16 protein-coding genes are annotated in these 13,933 nt (G+C 69.5%); 7 read left to right on the forward strand and 9 right to left on the reverse strand.

Annotated features, from left to right (window positions below):
* Positions 1–41: 41 nt before the first annotated feature.
* Positions 42–1,688 carry an electron transfer flavoprotein-ubiquinone oxidoreductase gene (locus ACNKFW_RS02645; protein WP_147428688.1) on the reverse strand — a complete coding sequence of 549 codons (1,647 nt, stop codon included), beginning with the start codon at positions 1,686–1,688 and terminating at the stop codon, positions 42–44.
* Positions 1,689–1,967: 279 nt separating this feature from the next.
* Here ACNKFW_RS02645 and greA point away from each other — a divergent pair, with 279 nt between their 5' ends.
* Together greA and ACNKFW_RS02655 are read left to right on the forward strand one after the other, a co-directional pair.
* Entirely contained in the window at positions 1,968–2,438 is a 471-nt protein-coding gene (gene greA / locus ACNKFW_RS02650) for a transcription elongation factor GreA (RefSeq protein WP_024845767.1), read from the forward strand.
* A gap of 32 nt (positions 2,439–2,470) precedes the next feature.
* Entirely contained in the window at positions 2,471–3,418 is a 948-nt protein-coding gene (locus ACNKFW_RS02655) for a hypothetical protein (RefSeq protein ID WP_147427557.1), read from the forward strand.
* On the opposite strand, the gene ACNKFW_RS02660 is transcribed toward ACNKFW_RS02655, so the two are convergent.
* Complete coding sequence (locus ACNKFW_RS02660; RefSeq protein WP_147427558.1) at positions 3,415–4,002, reverse strand: GNAT family N-acetyltransferase; 588 nt, start codon at positions 4,000–4,002, stop codon at positions 3,415–3,417. The two genes, ACNKFW_RS02655 and ACNKFW_RS02660, sit on opposite strands and share 4 nt — an antisense overlap.
* A 98-nt stretch (positions 4,003–4,100) precedes the next feature.
* Between ACNKFW_RS02660 and ACNKFW_RS02665 the strand changes: the two genes are divergently transcribed.
* Positions 4,101–4,877: an AzlC family ABC transporter permease gene (locus tag ACNKFW_RS02665; protein WP_024845770.1), complete on the forward strand. Its 777-nt coding sequence runs from the start codon at positions 4,101–4,103 to the stop codon at positions 4,875–4,877.
* Positions 4,874–5,206: an AzlD domain-containing protein gene (locus ACNKFW_RS02670; protein WP_024845771.1), complete on the forward strand. Its 333-nt coding sequence runs from the start codon at positions 4,874–4,876 to the stop codon at positions 5,204–5,206. The genes ACNKFW_RS02665 and ACNKFW_RS02670 overlap by 4 nt, the downstream gene beginning before the upstream one ends.
* Here the strand turns inward: ACNKFW_RS02670 and ACNKFW_RS02675 are convergent.
* The 4 genes from ACNKFW_RS02675 to ACNKFW_RS02690 form a co-directional block, all read right to left on the reverse strand.
* Entirely contained in the window at positions 5,191–5,838 is a 648-nt protein-coding gene (locus tag ACNKFW_RS02675) for a hypothetical protein (protein WP_024845772.1), read from the reverse strand. The two genes, ACNKFW_RS02670 and ACNKFW_RS02675, sit on opposite strands and share 16 nt — an antisense overlap.
* A gap of 23 nt (positions 5,839–5,861) precedes the next feature.
* A complete protein-coding gene (locus ACNKFW_RS02680; RefSeq protein ID WP_024845773.1) occupies positions 5,862–6,014 on the reverse strand; it encodes an aa3-type cytochrome c oxidase subunit IV in 153 nt (50 codons plus the stop codon).
* Positions 6,015–6,076: 62 nt separating this feature from the next.
* Positions 6,077–7,099, reverse strand: a complete 1,023-nt coding sequence (locus ACNKFW_RS02685; RefSeq protein WP_147427559.1) for an MBL fold metallo-hydrolase — start codon at positions 7,097–7,099, stop codon at positions 6,077–6,079.
* On the reverse strand, positions 7,096–8,787 hold the full coding sequence (locus ACNKFW_RS02690) for an acyl-CoA dehydrogenase (protein WP_024845775.1): 1,692 nt from the start codon (positions 8,785–8,787) through the stop codon (positions 7,096–7,098). The genes ACNKFW_RS02685 and ACNKFW_RS02690 overlap by 4 nt, the downstream gene beginning before the upstream one ends.
* A 116-nt stretch (positions 8,788–8,903) precedes the next feature.
* On the opposite strand from ACNKFW_RS02690, the gene ACNKFW_RS02695 reads away from it, so the two are divergent.
* Positions 8,904–9,854 carry an L-threonylcarbamoyladenylate synthase gene (locus tag ACNKFW_RS02695; RefSeq protein ID WP_147427560.1) on the forward strand — a complete coding sequence of 317 codons (951 nt, stop codon included), beginning with the start codon at positions 8,904–8,906 and terminating at the stop codon, positions 9,852–9,854.
* 3 nt (positions 9,855–9,857) lie between these two features.
* On the opposite strand, the gene ACNKFW_RS02700 is transcribed toward ACNKFW_RS02695, so the two are convergent.
* The gene (locus tag ACNKFW_RS02700) at positions 9,858–10,430 is read right to left on the reverse strand and encodes a YqgE/AlgH family protein (protein ID WP_024845777.1); all 573 of its coding nucleotides are present in this window, start codon (positions 10,428–10,430) and stop codon (positions 9,858–9,860) included.
* Positions 10,431–10,537: 107 nt separating this feature from the next.
* Between ACNKFW_RS02700 and ACNKFW_RS02705 the strand changes: the two genes are divergently transcribed.
* Positions 10,538–11,320, forward strand: coding sequence for a protein-disulfide reductase DsbD domain-containing protein (locus ACNKFW_RS02705; RefSeq protein ID WP_024845778.1), 783 nt, complete (start codon positions 10,538–10,540; stop codon positions 11,318–11,320).
* Here the strand turns inward: ACNKFW_RS02705 and ACNKFW_RS02710 are convergent.
* Together ACNKFW_RS02710 and ACNKFW_RS02715 are read right to left on the reverse strand one after the other, a co-directional pair.
* On the reverse strand, positions 11,317–12,120 hold the full coding sequence (locus tag ACNKFW_RS02710) for a uracil-DNA glycosylase (RefSeq protein ID WP_418024720.1): 804 nt from the start codon (positions 12,118–12,120) through the stop codon (positions 11,317–11,319). The two genes, ACNKFW_RS02705 and ACNKFW_RS02710, sit on opposite strands and share 4 nt — an antisense overlap.
* A 100-nt stretch (positions 12,121–12,220) precedes the next feature.
* Positions 12,221–12,622: a hypothetical protein gene (locus ACNKFW_RS02715; protein ID WP_024845780.1), complete on the reverse strand. Its 402-nt coding sequence runs from the start codon at positions 12,620–12,622 to the stop codon at positions 12,221–12,223.
* A gap of 154 nt (positions 12,623–12,776) precedes the next feature.
* Between ACNKFW_RS02715 and leuB the strand changes: the two genes are divergently transcribed.
* Positions 12,777–13,895 carry a 3-isopropylmalate dehydrogenase gene (gene leuB / locus ACNKFW_RS02720; RefSeq protein WP_024845781.1) on the forward strand — a complete coding sequence of 373 codons (1,119 nt, stop codon included), beginning with the start codon at positions 12,777–12,779 and terminating at the stop codon, positions 13,893–13,895.
* Positions 13,896–13,933: the final 38 nt, after the last annotated feature.

Here is a 13,933-nt window from a genome sequence, read left to right on the forward strand (position 1 = left end):
GATGGGCAACGCTGCGGCGGGCCGGGCCGGCGCCTGGGCGATCACATATTCGGGTAGTTCGGCCCGTCTCCGCCCTGTGGGGTTGTCCAGTTGATGTTCTGGGAGGGATCCTTGATGTCGCAGGTCTTGCAATGCACGCAGTTCTGGAAGTTGATCTGGAAGCGCGGGCCGCCCTCGCCCTCCAGCACCTCATAGACCCCGGCCGGGCAGTAGCGCGTCGCCGGCTCGGCATAAAGCGGCAGGTTCACCGAAATCGGGATCGAGGCGTCCTTCAGCTTCAGGTGGCAGGGCTGGCTTTCCTCGTGGTTGGTGAAGGAGAACGCCACATTGGTCAGCCGGTCGAAGCTCAGCTTGCCGTCCGGCTTCGGATAGTCGATCGGCTGGAAATCCGCCGCCTTGCCAGTGGCCTCGGCATCGGTCTTGCCGTGCTTCCAGGTGCCCAGCGGGTTCCAGCCGGTCAGGTTCGCCACCCACATGTCGAAGCCGCCCAGCGCCAGGCTGGCCCAGAGCCCGAGCTTCGACCAGAGCGGCTTGACGTTGCGGACCGGCTTCAGGTCGCGGGCGATGGGGCCGGAACGCAGGTCGGCCTCGTAATCGGTCAGCTCGTCGCCCGCGCGGCCGGCGGCGATGGCGGCGGCTGCTGCCTCGGCCGCGGCGATGCCCGAGAGCATGGCGTTGTGGTTGCCCTTGATGCGCGGCACGTTCACCAGCCCGGCCGAGCAGCCCAAGAGCGCCGCCCCCGGCACGGTCAGCTTCGGGATCGATTGCCAGCCGCCCTCGGAGATGGCGCGGGCGCCATAGGCGACGCGCTTGCCGCCTTCGAGCAGCTCCGCGACCAGCGGGTGATGCTTGAAGCGCTGGAACTCCATGTAGGGATAGAGATACGGGTTGGCATAGTTCAGGTGCACGACGAAGCCGACCAGCACCTGGTTGCCCTCAAGGTGATAGATGAAGCTGCCGCCGCCGGCATTCTTGCCCAAGGGCCAGCCCATCGTATGCGTCACCGTGCCGGGCTTGGCCTTGGAGGGCTCGATCTCCCAGATCTCCTTCATCCCGAGGCCGAATTTCTGCGGCTCGTGGCCGGCCGAGAGGTCGTATTTCGCGATGAGTTCCTTGGCGAGGCTGCCGCGCACGCCTTCGCAGATCAGCACGTATTTGCCGCGCAGTTCCATGCCGGGCTCGTAGGCCGGGCCGGGGGTGCCGTCGGCGTTGAGGCCCATCTCGCCGGCGACGACGCCGACGACGCGCTCGCCCTCATAGACCAGTTGCGAGCAGGCCATGCCGGGGAAGATCTCGACCTCCAGCGCCTCGGCCTCAGCGGCGAGCCAGCGGCAGACATTGCCCATCGAGACGATGTATTTGCCGTGGTTCGACATCAGCGGCGGCATCGGCCAGTTCGGCACCCGGACCTGGCCATGCGGGCCGAGGATGTAGAAGTTGTCCTCCTTCACCTCGGTGCTGACCGGGGCACCCCGGTCCTTCCAGTCCGGGATCAGCCGGTCGAGGCCCGAAGTGTCGAGCACCGCGCCCGAGAGGATATGCGCGCCGATCTCCGAGCCCTTCTCCAGCAGCACCACGGAAAGCGCGGGGTTGAGCTGCTTGAGCCGGATCGCCGCCGACAGCCCGCTCGGGCCGCCGCCGACGATCACCACGTCGTAATCCATCGACTCGCGTTCAATTTCGGACATGGCTCGGCCCCCCAAGTTTCCCTAGCTCGACAATCTGCGCGCAAGACCTAGCGTGTAATATTCTTGCGGGCAATCGCAACGCGACGCACGATAAGCGACTTACGACCTTTTCTCGGCGGGCTGTTGCGGATCACATCCGGCGGGACTTGAAACAGGGGCCGGATCGCGCCACGATGCCGCCGGGATTTTCAGCGGACGCCCCCGGCCGATGGCCGGGGGCGTTCCAACAGCTTGTTTCGCGTTGACTGGCGTCGCACGGTTGCGACCGGAAGGACTGGAATGGAAAAGATACCGATGACCCGCGCGGGCTACGACCAGCTGGACGAGGAATTGCGCGAATTGCGCTCGGTCCAGCGTCCGGCGGTGATCCGCGCCATCGCCGAGGCGCGCGAGCATGGCGACCTGTCGGAAAATGCCGAATACCATGCCGCGCGCGAAAAGCAGAGCTTCGTCGAGGGCCGCATCAAGGAACTGGAGATGATCCTGTCGCGGGCCGAGGTCATCGACCCGAGCCGGCTGAACGGCTCGATCAAGTTCGGCGCCACCGTCACCCTGCTCGACGAGGACAGCGAGGAGGAGCGCACCTATCAGATCGTCGGCGAGGCCGAGGCCGATCTGGAGCGCGGGCTTCTGAACATCCGCTCGCCCCTGGCCCGCGCCCTGATCGGCAAGGACGAGGGCGACAGCGTCGAGGTGGTGACGCCCGGCGGCGGGAAATCCTATGAGATCATCTCGATCCGCTATGTCTGACGGATGGGGGCCTGAACAAGGGGGCTGCGCGCATGGCATCGCTTGATCCGCTGCGCCGGCTGGCCATGGAACAGGCCCGCAGCCGCGTGCTGGCGGTTGGCGCCGCGGTCAGCCTGGCCTGGCTGGTGCTGGTCGGGCTGTTTGCGCTTTTCGGCCCGGAGGGCGAGGGGCAGGGTGCGGCGGGCTGGCTGACCTGGCTGGTGGGCGTGATCCTGCCCTTGGCGCTGGTCTGGCTGGCCGTCTGGTCGGCGCGCAGCCTGCTGAGCTTGCGGCTGGAGGCCGAGGAACTGCGCGCCATGCTGGCCCGGATGCAGGGCGAGGGCGTGACAGCCGAAACCATGGCAGAGCCGCGTCCGGCCGCCTCCGCGCCTCTGCCGGCCGCACGGCGCGGTGCGGTTCCCCCCGCGCCCCGCGTTGCGGCGGATGCCCGGCAGGCCAGCCTGGCGCTGGATTCGCCGCCCACGACCGAACTGACGCCGGCCGAGCTGTTCCATGCGCTGAATTTTCCCGATGGCCCCGAGGATCGCGAGGCGATTCGCTGCCTGCGCCTGGCGCTGGCCGATCCGGGCATGGCCCGGCTGATCCGCGCGGCGCAGGACGTGGTCACGCTGCTGGCCGGGCAGGGCGTCTATATGGACGAACTGGCCGTCCCCGAGGCCGATCCGGTCCTGTGGCGCCGCTTTGCCGAGGGTGCGCGCGGCGAGGCCGTGGCGGAACTGGCGGTGATTCGCGACGAGGCCGCCCTGGCCAGCGCCGGGGCGATGCTGCATGGCGACGAGGTATTCCGCGACGTCGCCCATCATTTCCTGCGCCATTTCGACCGGCTGATGAGCCGCAAGGTGCAGGACAGCGACCCGCAATTGCTGGCCGCGCTGGCCGAGACCCGCTCGGGCCGGGCCTTCATCCTGCTGGCGCAGGCGACCGGCATGCTGGGCCGCGCCGGCGCCGAGGCCGACGGGTCGCAAGGGGCGGGCGGCTAGAGCGGCAGCCGCAGCACATGGGCCGGCGCCGACCAGGGCCAACCCAGCCTTTGGCGATCCTGCGGCCGGAAGCCCATCGCCCGCCATGCCGCCAGCGCCGTGCGATTGCCGGCCTGGACCTCGGCGCGCAGGGCGGGGTGGCCCTGCCGGCGGGCATGGGCGGCGGCGGCCTCGACCAGCGCCCGCGCAACGCCCTGCTGGCGCCATTGCGGCCAGACCGCGATGCCGTCCAGCACCAGGTCCGCCGTCTCGGCGCCAGGCCGGTAAAGCCCGGTCGCCAGGTGGCGCAGCCGGCCCCGCACCGGCCCCCAGACCGCGACGAAACCGTCCTGGCCCGGATCGAGGAAGCCGCCCCCCGCATCGCGCAGTCCGGCGATTCCCAGCAGCCGCCCCGAGGGCGACAGCGCCAGCAGCGCGCCTTCGGGCCGCATGGCGGCGCGGACCAGCGCCGCGCCCCGCGCCGTGCCTGCCGGCCAGGGCAGGATCTGCGCCCCGAAATGCCGCCAGTAAAGCGCCGCCGCGGCATCACGCAGCTCGGGCGGGATGCCACGCAGGATGCGGGGCGGGGTCTGCGGTCCGGTCATGGCGGTCCCTGTATGTCCTTGTATGGCGGTTCTTGTGTCGGGCGGCGGTTTTGGCCATTGTGCCGCCAGCCTTATCCGCATCGCGAGCCTTTTTCACCATGTCCGCGCAAGCCGGCCTTGCGGCCCAGCCCAGCCCGTCCCCCGAACAGAGCCGCGCGCTGATGCGCAGCCCGGCGCAATGCCTGCGCCACGGCTTTTTGCAGGCGCTGCCCTTTATCCTGGTGCTTCTGCCCTTCGGCATGCTGTTCGGCGTGGTGGCCACGGATGCGGGGCTGGACCTGCCGCAGATCCTGGGCTTTACCGTGCTGGTGCTGGCCGGCGCGTCGCAATTCACCGCCGTCCAGCTGCTGACCGACCAGGCGCCGGCGCTGGTGGTCATCGTCTCGGCCATCGCGGTCAATTTGCGCATGGCGATGTATTCGGCCTCGCTGGTGCCCTGGCTGGGCGGGGCCAGGCCGCGCGACCGGGCCTGGATCTCCTATGTGCTGATCGACCAGACCTATGCGCTGGCGATCCAGCATTACGAAAAGCACCCGCGGCTGAGCATGGGGCAGCGCATCGGCTATTTCCTGGGCGCGGCGCTGGCCACCTGCCCGCCCTGGCTGGCGGCGACGCTGCTGGGGGTCTGGCTGGGCAAAGCCATCCCGCAGGATTGGGCGCTGGATTTCGCCATGCCCGTCACCTTCCTGGCGCTGATTGCGCCGATGCTGCGCAGCCCGGCCCATGTCGCGGCGGCGCTGGTGGCGGTTGTGGCCTCGCTGGCCTTTGCCTTCCTGCCCTCGGGGCTGGGGCTGTTCGTGGCCGCGCCGTTGGCCATGCTGGCCGGCGCCGGGGTCGAGGTGCTGATGGAACGCAGAAACGGAGCCCGCCTGTGACCGGCTATAGCGATGCGACGATCTGGCTGATCATCCTGACCGTGGCGCTGGGAACCTATGGGCTGCGCTGGTCCTTTCTTGGCGCCTTCGGCAGCCGGCCGATGCCGCTCTGGGCGCAGCGGCTCTTGCGCTATACGGCGGTGGGGGTGCTGCCGGCCATCGTGGCGCCGTTGGTGGTCTGGCCGGCGGCCACGCAGGGTCAGCCCGATCCCGCGCGGATGCTTGCGGCAACGGTGGCCGTGGCGGTGGGGGTGGCGACGCGCAACGTGCTGGCGGCCATCCTGGGCGGGATGGCCACGCTTTACACGGCGCTTTACCTCATGACGTGAAGCTGGCCGTCGCGGCCGTAGCCGGTGATCGCGCCGCTTTTCTGGCGCAGCAGCACGTCGTGATTGTTGGCCGGATCGCCGTCCATGTGCCGGCGCGAGGTCACGCCCGGCAGCGTCAGGAACCAATCGCGCAGCTTGAGCGGCGAAAAGCCCGTGGGCGCGCCTTCGAAACCCGGCACGCGGCTGAGCGCCTTGCCGGTGTTGACGGCGCAGAAGCTCTTGTTCGAGGCGCCCTGCCGCTCGACCGAGCGGATCGCGGCATCGGCAACGGCCAGCGGCACCTGGACCGTATCCTCGGCCACCCAATAGGTCGAGCGCGCGTGATAGTCGATGTAGAAGTTCCTGAAGTTCGGCGTGATGCCGTAAAGCACGTCATGCCGTTCCGGGATCGCCGGGTGCTCCCAGCTGCCGGCCGGGTCGTAGATCACCCGCTGGCTGCCGTTGATCATCAGCGCCGAATGCCCGCCCTCGCCGCGCGGGATGCCGATCACGGTGAAGAGCGTGATCGAGGGCGGTTCGTTCGCGACATAGCGCGCGCGCCGGATCGACTCGTCGCTGGCCCATCGGTTGTCTGCACCGCAGGCCGCAAGCACGGCCGGCAGCGCCAGCGCAAGGAAGGCACGCCTTTGCATCTTTGATCTTTCCCCGGTCAGGATCAGGCGTTGGCCAGGGCCATGAATACCAGCACGGCGATGGCAAGCACGCTGACCCAGGTCGCGGCCTTGATGAAGCCGGCAAAGGTCGCCTGATGGTGCCGGATGTCCATTTCGCCGTGCTTGTGTTCGGTGATTTCGTGATGCGAGGCCATGATCCTGTCCGTGAAACGATGCGATGCGTCGGGGGCAGGGATAGCGCAAGGCGCCGGCCGTGTCACGCCCCCCAAAGCACCGCGCCGGTCTCGGTCTTGCCGACGGGCCACACCCGGCCGGTCGCGCGCAGGTGGTTGATGTGGCCCACGGCCTCGGCCAGTGCGAGGCCGAATTCCGGCTTGGCGATCTGGCGGCGATAGAGCAGCGGAAAGCAGCCGACGGTGCTTTGCGGCTGCTGCCGCAGCCCGTCCAGCAGCCGGTCGAGCGCCGCGCGCTGGTTCGTCGCCAGTTGCCGCAGCCGGGTCGGCAGGCCGCGATAGGGCAGCTTGTGGCCGGGCAGGACCAGCTGGTCGGGCTGCGCGAACCCGGCCAGCCGCTCGCAGCTTTCCAGCCAGTCGCCGACGGTATCGGCCTCGGGCTCGGTCGGATAGACGCCGAGATTGGGCGAGATCGTCGCCAGCAACTGATCGCCGCCGATCACCAGATCGTCGTCGAGCGACCACAGCGTGACATGTTCCGGCGCATGGCCATGGCCCATGCGCACGATCCAGCGCCGCTCGCCGAATGTGACCTGCTGCCCGTCCCACAGCCGGCGATAGCCGGGCGGCAGCGGGGCGCAGACATCGGCGCTGTTGAAGGGGCGCTCATGGCTGCGTTCCTCCAGCAGATCGGCCGGCATCCCGGCCTGGCGCCAGAAGGCGATGGCCTGCGGCGTCGGGCGTTCCTGCACGTCGAGGATGCCCATCCGCGCCGTCAGCCAGGCCGAGCGCGAGGCCCAAAGCTCGGCCCCCTGCGCCTGGAACCAGCCGGCCAGGCCCATGTGGTCGATATGGTGATGGGTGGCGATCAGCCGCCTGACCGGCGCCCCGGCCAGCGGGCCTTGCAGGATGCCCTGCCAGATGCCGCGGGTGCGGCGGGTGTCGAGCCCGCTGTCCACCAGTGTCCAGCCATCCGCCTCGCGCAAGGCATAGACATTGACCGTATCGGGCTTGAAGGGCAGGGGCAGCTGGAACCAGAACACGCCGGGGGCGATCTCATGCGCCTCGCCCTCGGCCGGGGGGTTATGGGTCTCGCTGCGTATCACCCGGCCATTTGACCCAGCAGGACGGCATCGTCAAGCGCCTCCAGATCGGCCAGCCCGGCGCGCGCCGCCGCCAGATCGGCGGCGAATTGCGGCAGGATGCGGGCGATGTAGAGCCGCGCCAGCGCCTTGCTGCCGCCGCCCGTCGCGGCGCGCAGGTGGTAATGCGCGCCCAGCACCCGCGCAAAGGCGGAGAGATAAGGCACGGCGCCGGCGAAACGCTCCGGCAGGTCGCGCTCCAGCAGGTCATGCGTGGCCTCGCGCAGCGTCTCGGCGGCCTGCCAAAGCTGGTTGGCCAGGTCCGGCTCGGTGCCCTGCGCGGCCTTGGCGCCGTCCAGGATCTCGTCCAGCAGCGCCATGGCCGCGGCGCCGCCGTCCGAGAGCTTGCGTCCCACCAGGTCCATGGCCTGGATGCCGTTGGTGCCCTCGTAGATCGCGGTGATGCGCACGTCGCGCAGATACTGCGCCGCGCCGGTTTCCTCGATATAGCCCATGCCGCCATGCACCTGCACGGCAGTATCGGCAATGCGGATGCCGACATCGGTGCCATGCGCCTTGGCGATCGGGGTCAGGAAGGCGGCGCGCGCGGCCCATTCGTCCAGGCCGGTGGCCCGCGCCATGTCCAGCGCCACGGCGCAGCCCAGGCAGATGGCGCGGGCGGCAAAGACCTCGGCCCGCGATTCGGCCAGCATCCGCCGCACGTCGGGGTGGCGGATGATCGGGCCCATCTGCACCCGCTCGGCGGCATAGGCCACGGCCTGTTGCAAGGCCGCCTCGGCCTGGGCCACGCCCTGCACGCCGACGCCCAGCCGCGCCGCGTTCATCATGGTGAACATGGCGGCCATGCCCTTGTGCTCCTCGCCCACCAGCCAGCCTTTGGCGCCCTCGAAGCTCATGACGCAGGTCGGGCTGCCGTGGATGCCCAGCTTGTGTTCCAGGCTGACGACGCGCAGGTCGTTGGCGAGGCCGGGATTTCCGGCCTCGTCCGGGATGAACTTCGGCACCATGAACAGGCTGATGCCGCGGGTGCCCGCGGCCCCGTCGGGCAGGCGGGCCAGCACCAGGTGGCAGACGTTTTCGGTCACGTCGCTGTCGCCCCAGGTGATGAAGATCTTCTGCCCGGTGATGCGATAGCTGCCGTCCTCGGCCCGCTCGGCGCGGGTGGTCAGCGCGCCCACGTCCGAGCCCGCCTGCGGCTCGGTCAGGTTCATCGTGCCCGACCATTCGCCCGAGATCAGCTTCGGCAGATACAGCGCCTTGAGTTCGTCGCTGCCGTGATGCTCCAGCGCCTCGATCTGGCCCTGGGTCAAGAGCGGGTTTAGCTGCAGCGCCAGGCAGGCCGAGGCGAGCATCTCGTTCACCGCCATGTTCAGCGCCTGCGGCAGCCCCATGCCGCCATGGTCGGGATTGGCGGCGATGCCGATCCAGCCACCCTCGGCCAGGGCACGGAACGCCTCGGCATAGCCGGGGGAGGAGCGCAGCTTGCCGTTCTCCAGCCGCGCGGGGGTCAGGTCGCCGGCGCGGTTCACCGGGGCGATCACCTCGGTCGCCAGCTTGCCGGCCTCGGTCAGGATGGCGGTCATGGTCTCGGCCGTCGCCTCGGCAAAGCGTGCGGTGCCGGACAGTTCTGGAAACGACACGATCCGGTTCAGGATGAACTCGATCTGCTCGACCGGGGCTTGATAGGCCATCCGCACTCTCTCTCCCTCTGGCGCCTTGGCAAATCCGGCTGCGGCGCGTAACTGATGCCTTGGGCTTCGATCATATTTGCGGTCCCGCGTCCATCAACCACAACCCGACGTAACGAATGCAGACGCTGATTCTTGGCCATGACCCCGCCGGCCTGCGCGCCGCCGCCGATCTGCTGGCGCAGGGCGAGCCGGTCGCCATCCCGACCGAAACGGTCTATGGTCTGGCCGGCGATGCCCGCAATCCCCGCGCCGTGGCACGCATCTATCAGGCCAAGGGGCGCCCCAGCTTCAACCCGCTGATCGTGCATCTGCCGGACCTGGCGGCGGCCGAGCGCATCGCGGTCTTCGACGATGCTGCGCTGGCGCTGGCCAGGGCCTTCTGGCCCGGCGCGCTGACGCTGGTGCTGCCGCTGCGGCCCGGGGCGGGCATCGCCTCGCTGGTGACGGCGGGGCTGGACACGGTGGCGATCCGCGTGCCGGCGCATCCGGCGGCGCAGGCGGTGCTGCGCGCCTTCGGCGGGCCGCTGGCGGCGCCCTCGGCCAATCCCTCGGGGCGGATCAGCCCGACCGCGGCGGCGCATGTGGCCGATCCCGAAAGCGGGCTGGGCGGGCGCATCGCGGCGGTGCTGGATGCGGGTGCCTGTCCGGTCGGGGTGGAATCGACCATCGTCGGCTGGGTGGAGGGCCGACCCGCGCTGCTGCGCCCCGGCGGCGTCGCGGCCGAAGCCATCGAAGCGGTGCTGGGCCGGCCGTTGGCCCGGCCCCAAGGCAATGCCGAGGCGCCGACCGCGCCCGGTCAACTGACCAGCCATTACGCGCCGCGCGCCAGCCTGCGGCTGAACGCCGAGGCCGCGCGGCCGGGCGAATTGCTGATCGGCTTTGGCCCCGTCGCGGGCGAGATGACGCTGAGCGAAACGGGCGATCTGACCGAGGCGGCGTCGCGGCTGTTCGACCTGCTGCACCGCGCCGATGCCGAGGGGCGGCCCATCGCCGTCGCGCCGGTGCCGGACCAGGGCCTGGGCGCCGCGATCAACGACCGGCTTCGCCGCGCCGCCGCGCCGCGCTAGGGATCAGGCATGGCCCGCGCTGGGCGACAGCATCAAGGGGTCGATGCCCAGCGATTTCAGTGCCGCGCGCCATTTGCCGGGATTGTCGGTGCCGAAGATGATCTCGTCGCCGCGCTCCGAGGTCAGCCAGCCGTTGTCGCGAATTTCCGAATCGAGCTGCCCCGGCCCCCAGCCGGCATAGCCCAGCGCCAGCATGGCCGGTTGCGGGCCTTGGCCACGGGCATAATCCTCGAGGATGTCGCGGGTGGTGGACATGGCGAGATCGTCGGTAATGCGCATCCGGTTCTCGCCCAGGTCGATGTCGCGGGGCGCGCGATGCAGCACGAAGCCGCGCCCCGGCTCGACCGGGCCGCCGAAGCGTACGGGAATGTCCAGGGCATTCGCCCCGGCCTGGATGCCAAGCTGCGCCAGCAGGTCGGAAAAGCCGATCTCGGGCAGCGGGCGGTTGACCACCAGCCCCATGGCGCCGTCCTCGGAATGGGCGCAGACCAGGATCACGGATTGCTCGAAGCGCGGGTCGCGCATGCCGGGCATGGCGATCAGCATCTTGCCGGTCAGGTTGCTCGACTGGTCCATGATCTGCTCCGTCCTTTTCCTAAAGATCGGCCTTGCCGGCTGTTTTCGCAAGGGATTGCCGCTAATGTGACTTCACGGCGAGGGGGCGGGGCGACTAGAACGGCAGCATGAAGACCCTTGCCCTGCTACTCATGACCGCCGCGCCGGCGCTGGCGCAGGATCTGCCGCCCGGACTGGCCTCCGCCGAACTGCTGCCCGGCTGGACCACCGCCGAAGGCCACCGCATGACCGCGCTGCACCTGCGGCTGGAGCCGGGCTGGAAGACCTATTGGCGCAGCCCCGGCGATGCCGGCGTGCCGCCGCGCTTCGACTGGGCAGCCTCGCGGAACCTGGCCGAGGTGCGGATGCTGTGGCCGCGGCCCGAGGTGATCGAATCGGGCGGCGAACGCACGCTGGGCTATCACGGGGAACTGGTCCTGCCGATCGAGATCGCCCCCGCCAACCCGGCCGCGCCGGTCGAGCCCAGGGCGGTGGTGGATTTCGGCATCTGCCAGGACATTTGCGTGCCGGTGCGGGTGGAGCTGCAGGCCGGCCCTGCCGGCCCGGCGCCCGATCCGCTGATCGAGGCGGCCATCGCCCGCCAGCCCGAGTCCTCGGACCACCAGCCCGAATGCCACATCGCGCCGATCCAGGACGGCATGCAGGTGACGGCGACCCTGCCCGCGGCGGACAGCGCCCGCGGCGACGAGGTGGCGATGGAACTGGCCGATGACGAGATCTGGGTCTCGGCCCCGGAAACCCGCGAGGCGGGCGGGCGGCTGATGGCGCAGGCGGATTTCGTCGCCGCCTCGGGCAAGCCCTTTCCGCTGGACCCGGAGGCGCTGCGGGTGACGCTGATCGGTCCCGACGACGCGGTCGAGTTCGAGGGTTGCCGCGAAGTGGCCGATTAGCCGTCGAGCCGCGCCGACAGCGACAAGAGGTCGGACCAGGCCTCGCGCTTGGCCAGCGGCGTGCGCAGCAGATAGGCGGGATGCGCCATCGGCAGCGCCGGCAGGCCGAAGGCCGTGGTCCATTTGCCGCGCAGCTTCAGGATGCCCTGCTGGTTCAGCGCCGCGATGCAGGGCGTGTTGCCCATCAGCACCACCAATTGCGGCTGGACCAGTTCGACATGCCGGGTCAGGAAGGGCAGCATCATGGCGATCTCGGCCGGTTCGGGGCGGCGGTTGCCGGGCGGCCGCCAGGTCAGAACGTTGGTGATATAGAGCGCGCGTTCCGTATCCACCGCCTTGCGCGACAGGCCGATGGCGCCGAACATCTGGTCCAGCAACTGCCCGGCGCGGCCGACGAAGGGGCGGCCCTGGCGGTCCTCCTCCTCGCCCGGCGCCTCGCCGATGATCATGACGCGCGCCGCCGGATTGCCGTCGCAAAAGCAGAAATTGCGCGCGCCCTTTTTCAACTCGATGCCGTCGAAGGCCTCTTGCGCCCCGGCCAGTTCGGCCAGGCTGGTCGCGGCGGCGGCCATGGCCTCGGCGCGGGAGACCAGATCCTCGGCCTCGTCGCGCGGCTGCGCCACGACCGGGGCGGCGGGCGGCGGGGCAGCGGGGGGCTCGGCGCGGTCGGGCACGGCATAGCGGTCGAGCGGCGCGTCGAGGCATGGCTCGTCCGCGCCCAGCTCGGCCTGCCACTGCAAAAGCGCCAGCGCCGTCTCGGCATCCAGCGCGAATCCCCTATAGGTCGGTTCGGCGGTCATGGCCGCAGGCTAGGGCGCGGCGCGGGCGCGGGCAAGCGCCTTACCACGATTGCATCGGCAACGCTTGACCCTGCCGCGATTGCGGCGGCATGCGCTGGCCCTATTGCGATTGCGTCAGCGGCGTCGTGCCGCCGCCCATGCCGACCAGCCGCTGGATCAGCGGCCTTGCCGTCGGCCCGATGCGGTCGCAGGCGCCCGGATCGTCCAGAAGCTTGAAGGCCGGCCCGTAATAGGTGCGGTCGTAGGCTGCGGCATCCAGCCCCAGCCTTGCTGCCAGAAGATCGCCCGTGCCGGTGATCAGTGTCCATTCCCCGTCGGTGATCGCGTAATCGGGGCAGTTCGAGGTGATGACGTTCACGTTCGCCAGTTCCGCGATCAGCGATTTCGCCTGCGTGTCGGACAGGCTCGAGACATCGGGAAGCCTCACGGTGATGCCCCCGTCCGCCAGCGCCGCGCCGGCCCCAAGGACCAATGCGCTGGCCAAAGCCGCGAGTGCCTTCATGGATTGCCCCCTTGCTTGTTCTGGACGTTCGGTTTCGCGCGCCCATCCCGCCCGATCCGATCCGCCGGCGCAACCCAATTCGCCGTGAACTTGACGCAGCACAGGTGCAAGGATACGCGATTGCCAACAGCCAGAAGCATAGAGGATACCTGCGATGACGACCTATTCCCTGCTGATCCTGCCCGGCGACGGCATCGGCCCCGAGGTCATGGCCGAGGTGCGCAAGGTCATCGGCTGGTTCCAGAACAACCGCGGCCTGTCCTTCGAGGTCAGCGAGGATCTGGTCGGCGGCGCGGCCTATGACAAATACGGCAAGCCCCTGGCGGACGAGACCATGGCCAAGGCGCAGGCGGTCGATGCGGTGCTGCTGGGTGCCGTCGGCGGGCCGAAATACGACAACCTGGATTTCTCGGTGAAGCCCGAGCGCGGCCTTCTGCGCCTGCGCAAGGAAATGGACCTGTTCGCCAACCTGCGCCCGGCGCAATGCTTCGACGCGCTGGCCGATTTCAGCTCGCTCAAGCGCGAGGTGGTGGCGGGCCTCGACATCCTGATCGTGCGCGAACTGACCTCGGGCGTCTATTTCGGCGAGCCGCGCGGCATCTCCGAGGACAACACCCCCGGCAACGAGGGCGGCCGCGTCGGCGTGAACACCCAGCGTTATACCAGCGGAGAGATCCGTCGCGTCGCCCGCTCGGCCTTCGAGTTGGCGCGCAAGCGCGGCAACCGCGTCTGCTCGATGGAAAAGGCCAATGTGATGGAATCCGGCATCCTCTGGCGCGAGGAGGTGCAATGGGTCCATGACAACGAATATCCCGATGTCGAGCTGTCGCACATGTATGCCGACAACGGCGCCATGCAGCTGGTGCGCAATCCGCGCCAGTTCGACGTGATCGTGACCGACAACCTGTTCGGCGACATCCTGTCGGATGCGGCGGCGATGCTGACCGGCAGCCTGGGCATGCTGCCCTCGGCCAGCCTCGGTGCACCGATGGAGAACGGCCGGCCCAAGGCGCTTTACGAGCCGGTGCACGGCTCGGCCCCCGACATCGCCGGGCAGGGCAAGGCCAACCCGATCGCCTGCATCCTCAGCTTCGCCATGTGCCTGCGCTATTCCTTCGGCCTGGGCGCCGAGGCCGACCTGCTGGAAAAGGCGGTCGAGAAGGTGCTGGCCGATGGCGTGCGCACCGGCGACCTGATGGGCGCCGAGGGCGGCAAGCCGGTCTCGACCGCCGAGATGGGCGACCATATCGTCGCGGCGCTTTCGGCGCTGTAATCGACGTGCCGCGCCTGTTTCAAACAGGCGCGGCCCCA

Source organism: Paracoccus sp. TD-10 (genome assembly GCF_048270675.1).
GTDB classification, from domain to species: Bacteria; Pseudomonadota; Alphaproteobacteria; order Rhodobacterales; family Rhodobacteraceae; genus Paracoccus; species Paracoccus pantotrophus.

Excerpts from the sequence above, each read along its gene's own strand:
- ACNKFW_RS02645 (WP_147428688.1), bottom strand. The coding sequence starts at position 1,688 with ATGTCCGAAATTGAACGCGAGTCGATGGATTACGACGTGGTGATCGTC.
- ACNKFW_RS02660 (WP_147427558.1), bottom strand. The coding sequence starts at position 4,002 with ATGACCGGACCGCAGACCCCGCCCCGCATCCTGCGTGGCATCCCGCCC.
- ACNKFW_RS02655 (WP_147427557.1), top strand. The coding sequence starts at position 2,471 with ATGGCATCGCTTGATCCGCTGCGCCGGCTGGCCATGGAACAGGCCCGC.
- greA (WP_024845767.1), top strand. The coding sequence starts at position 1,968 with ATGGAAAAGATACCGATGACCCGCGCGGGCTACGACCAGCTGGACGAG.
- ACNKFW_RS02710 (WP_418024720.1), bottom strand. The coding sequence starts at position 12,120 with ATGACCGCCGAACCGACCTATAGGGGATTCGCGCTGGATGCCGAGACG.
- ACNKFW_RS02675 (WP_024845772.1), bottom strand. The coding sequence starts at position 5,838 with ATGCAAAGGCGTGCCTTCCTTGCGCTGGCGCTGCCGGCCGTGCTTGCG.
- ACNKFW_RS02705 (WP_024845778.1), top strand. The coding sequence starts at position 10,538 with ATGAAGACCCTTGCCCTGCTACTCATGACCGCCGCGCCGGCGCTGGCG.
- ACNKFW_RS02700 (WP_024845777.1), bottom strand. The coding sequence starts at position 10,430 with ATGGACCAGTCGAGCAACCTGACCGGCAAGATGCTGATCGCCATGCCC.
- ACNKFW_RS02680 (WP_024845773.1), bottom strand. The coding sequence starts at position 6,014 with ATGGCCTCGCATCACGAAATCACCGAACACAAGCACGGCGAAATGGAC.
- leuB (WP_024845781.1), top strand. The coding sequence starts at position 12,777 with ATGACGACCTATTCCCTGCTGATCCTGCCCGGCGACGGCATCGGCCCC.
- ACNKFW_RS02690 (WP_024845775.1), bottom strand. The coding sequence starts at position 8,787 with ATGGCCTATCAAGCCCCGGTCGAGCAGATCGAGTTCATCCTGAACCGG.
- ACNKFW_RS02715 (WP_024845780.1), bottom strand. The coding sequence starts at position 12,622 with ATGAAGGCACTCGCGGCTTTGGCCAGCGCATTGGTCCTTGGGGCCGGC.
- ACNKFW_RS02665 (WP_024845770.1), top strand. The coding sequence starts at position 4,101 with ATGTCCGCGCAAGCCGGCCTTGCGGCCCAGCCCAGCCCGTCCCCCGAA.
- ACNKFW_RS02695 (WP_147427560.1), top strand. The coding sequence starts at position 8,904 with ATGCAGACGCTGATTCTTGGCCATGACCCCGCCGGCCTGCGCGCCGCC.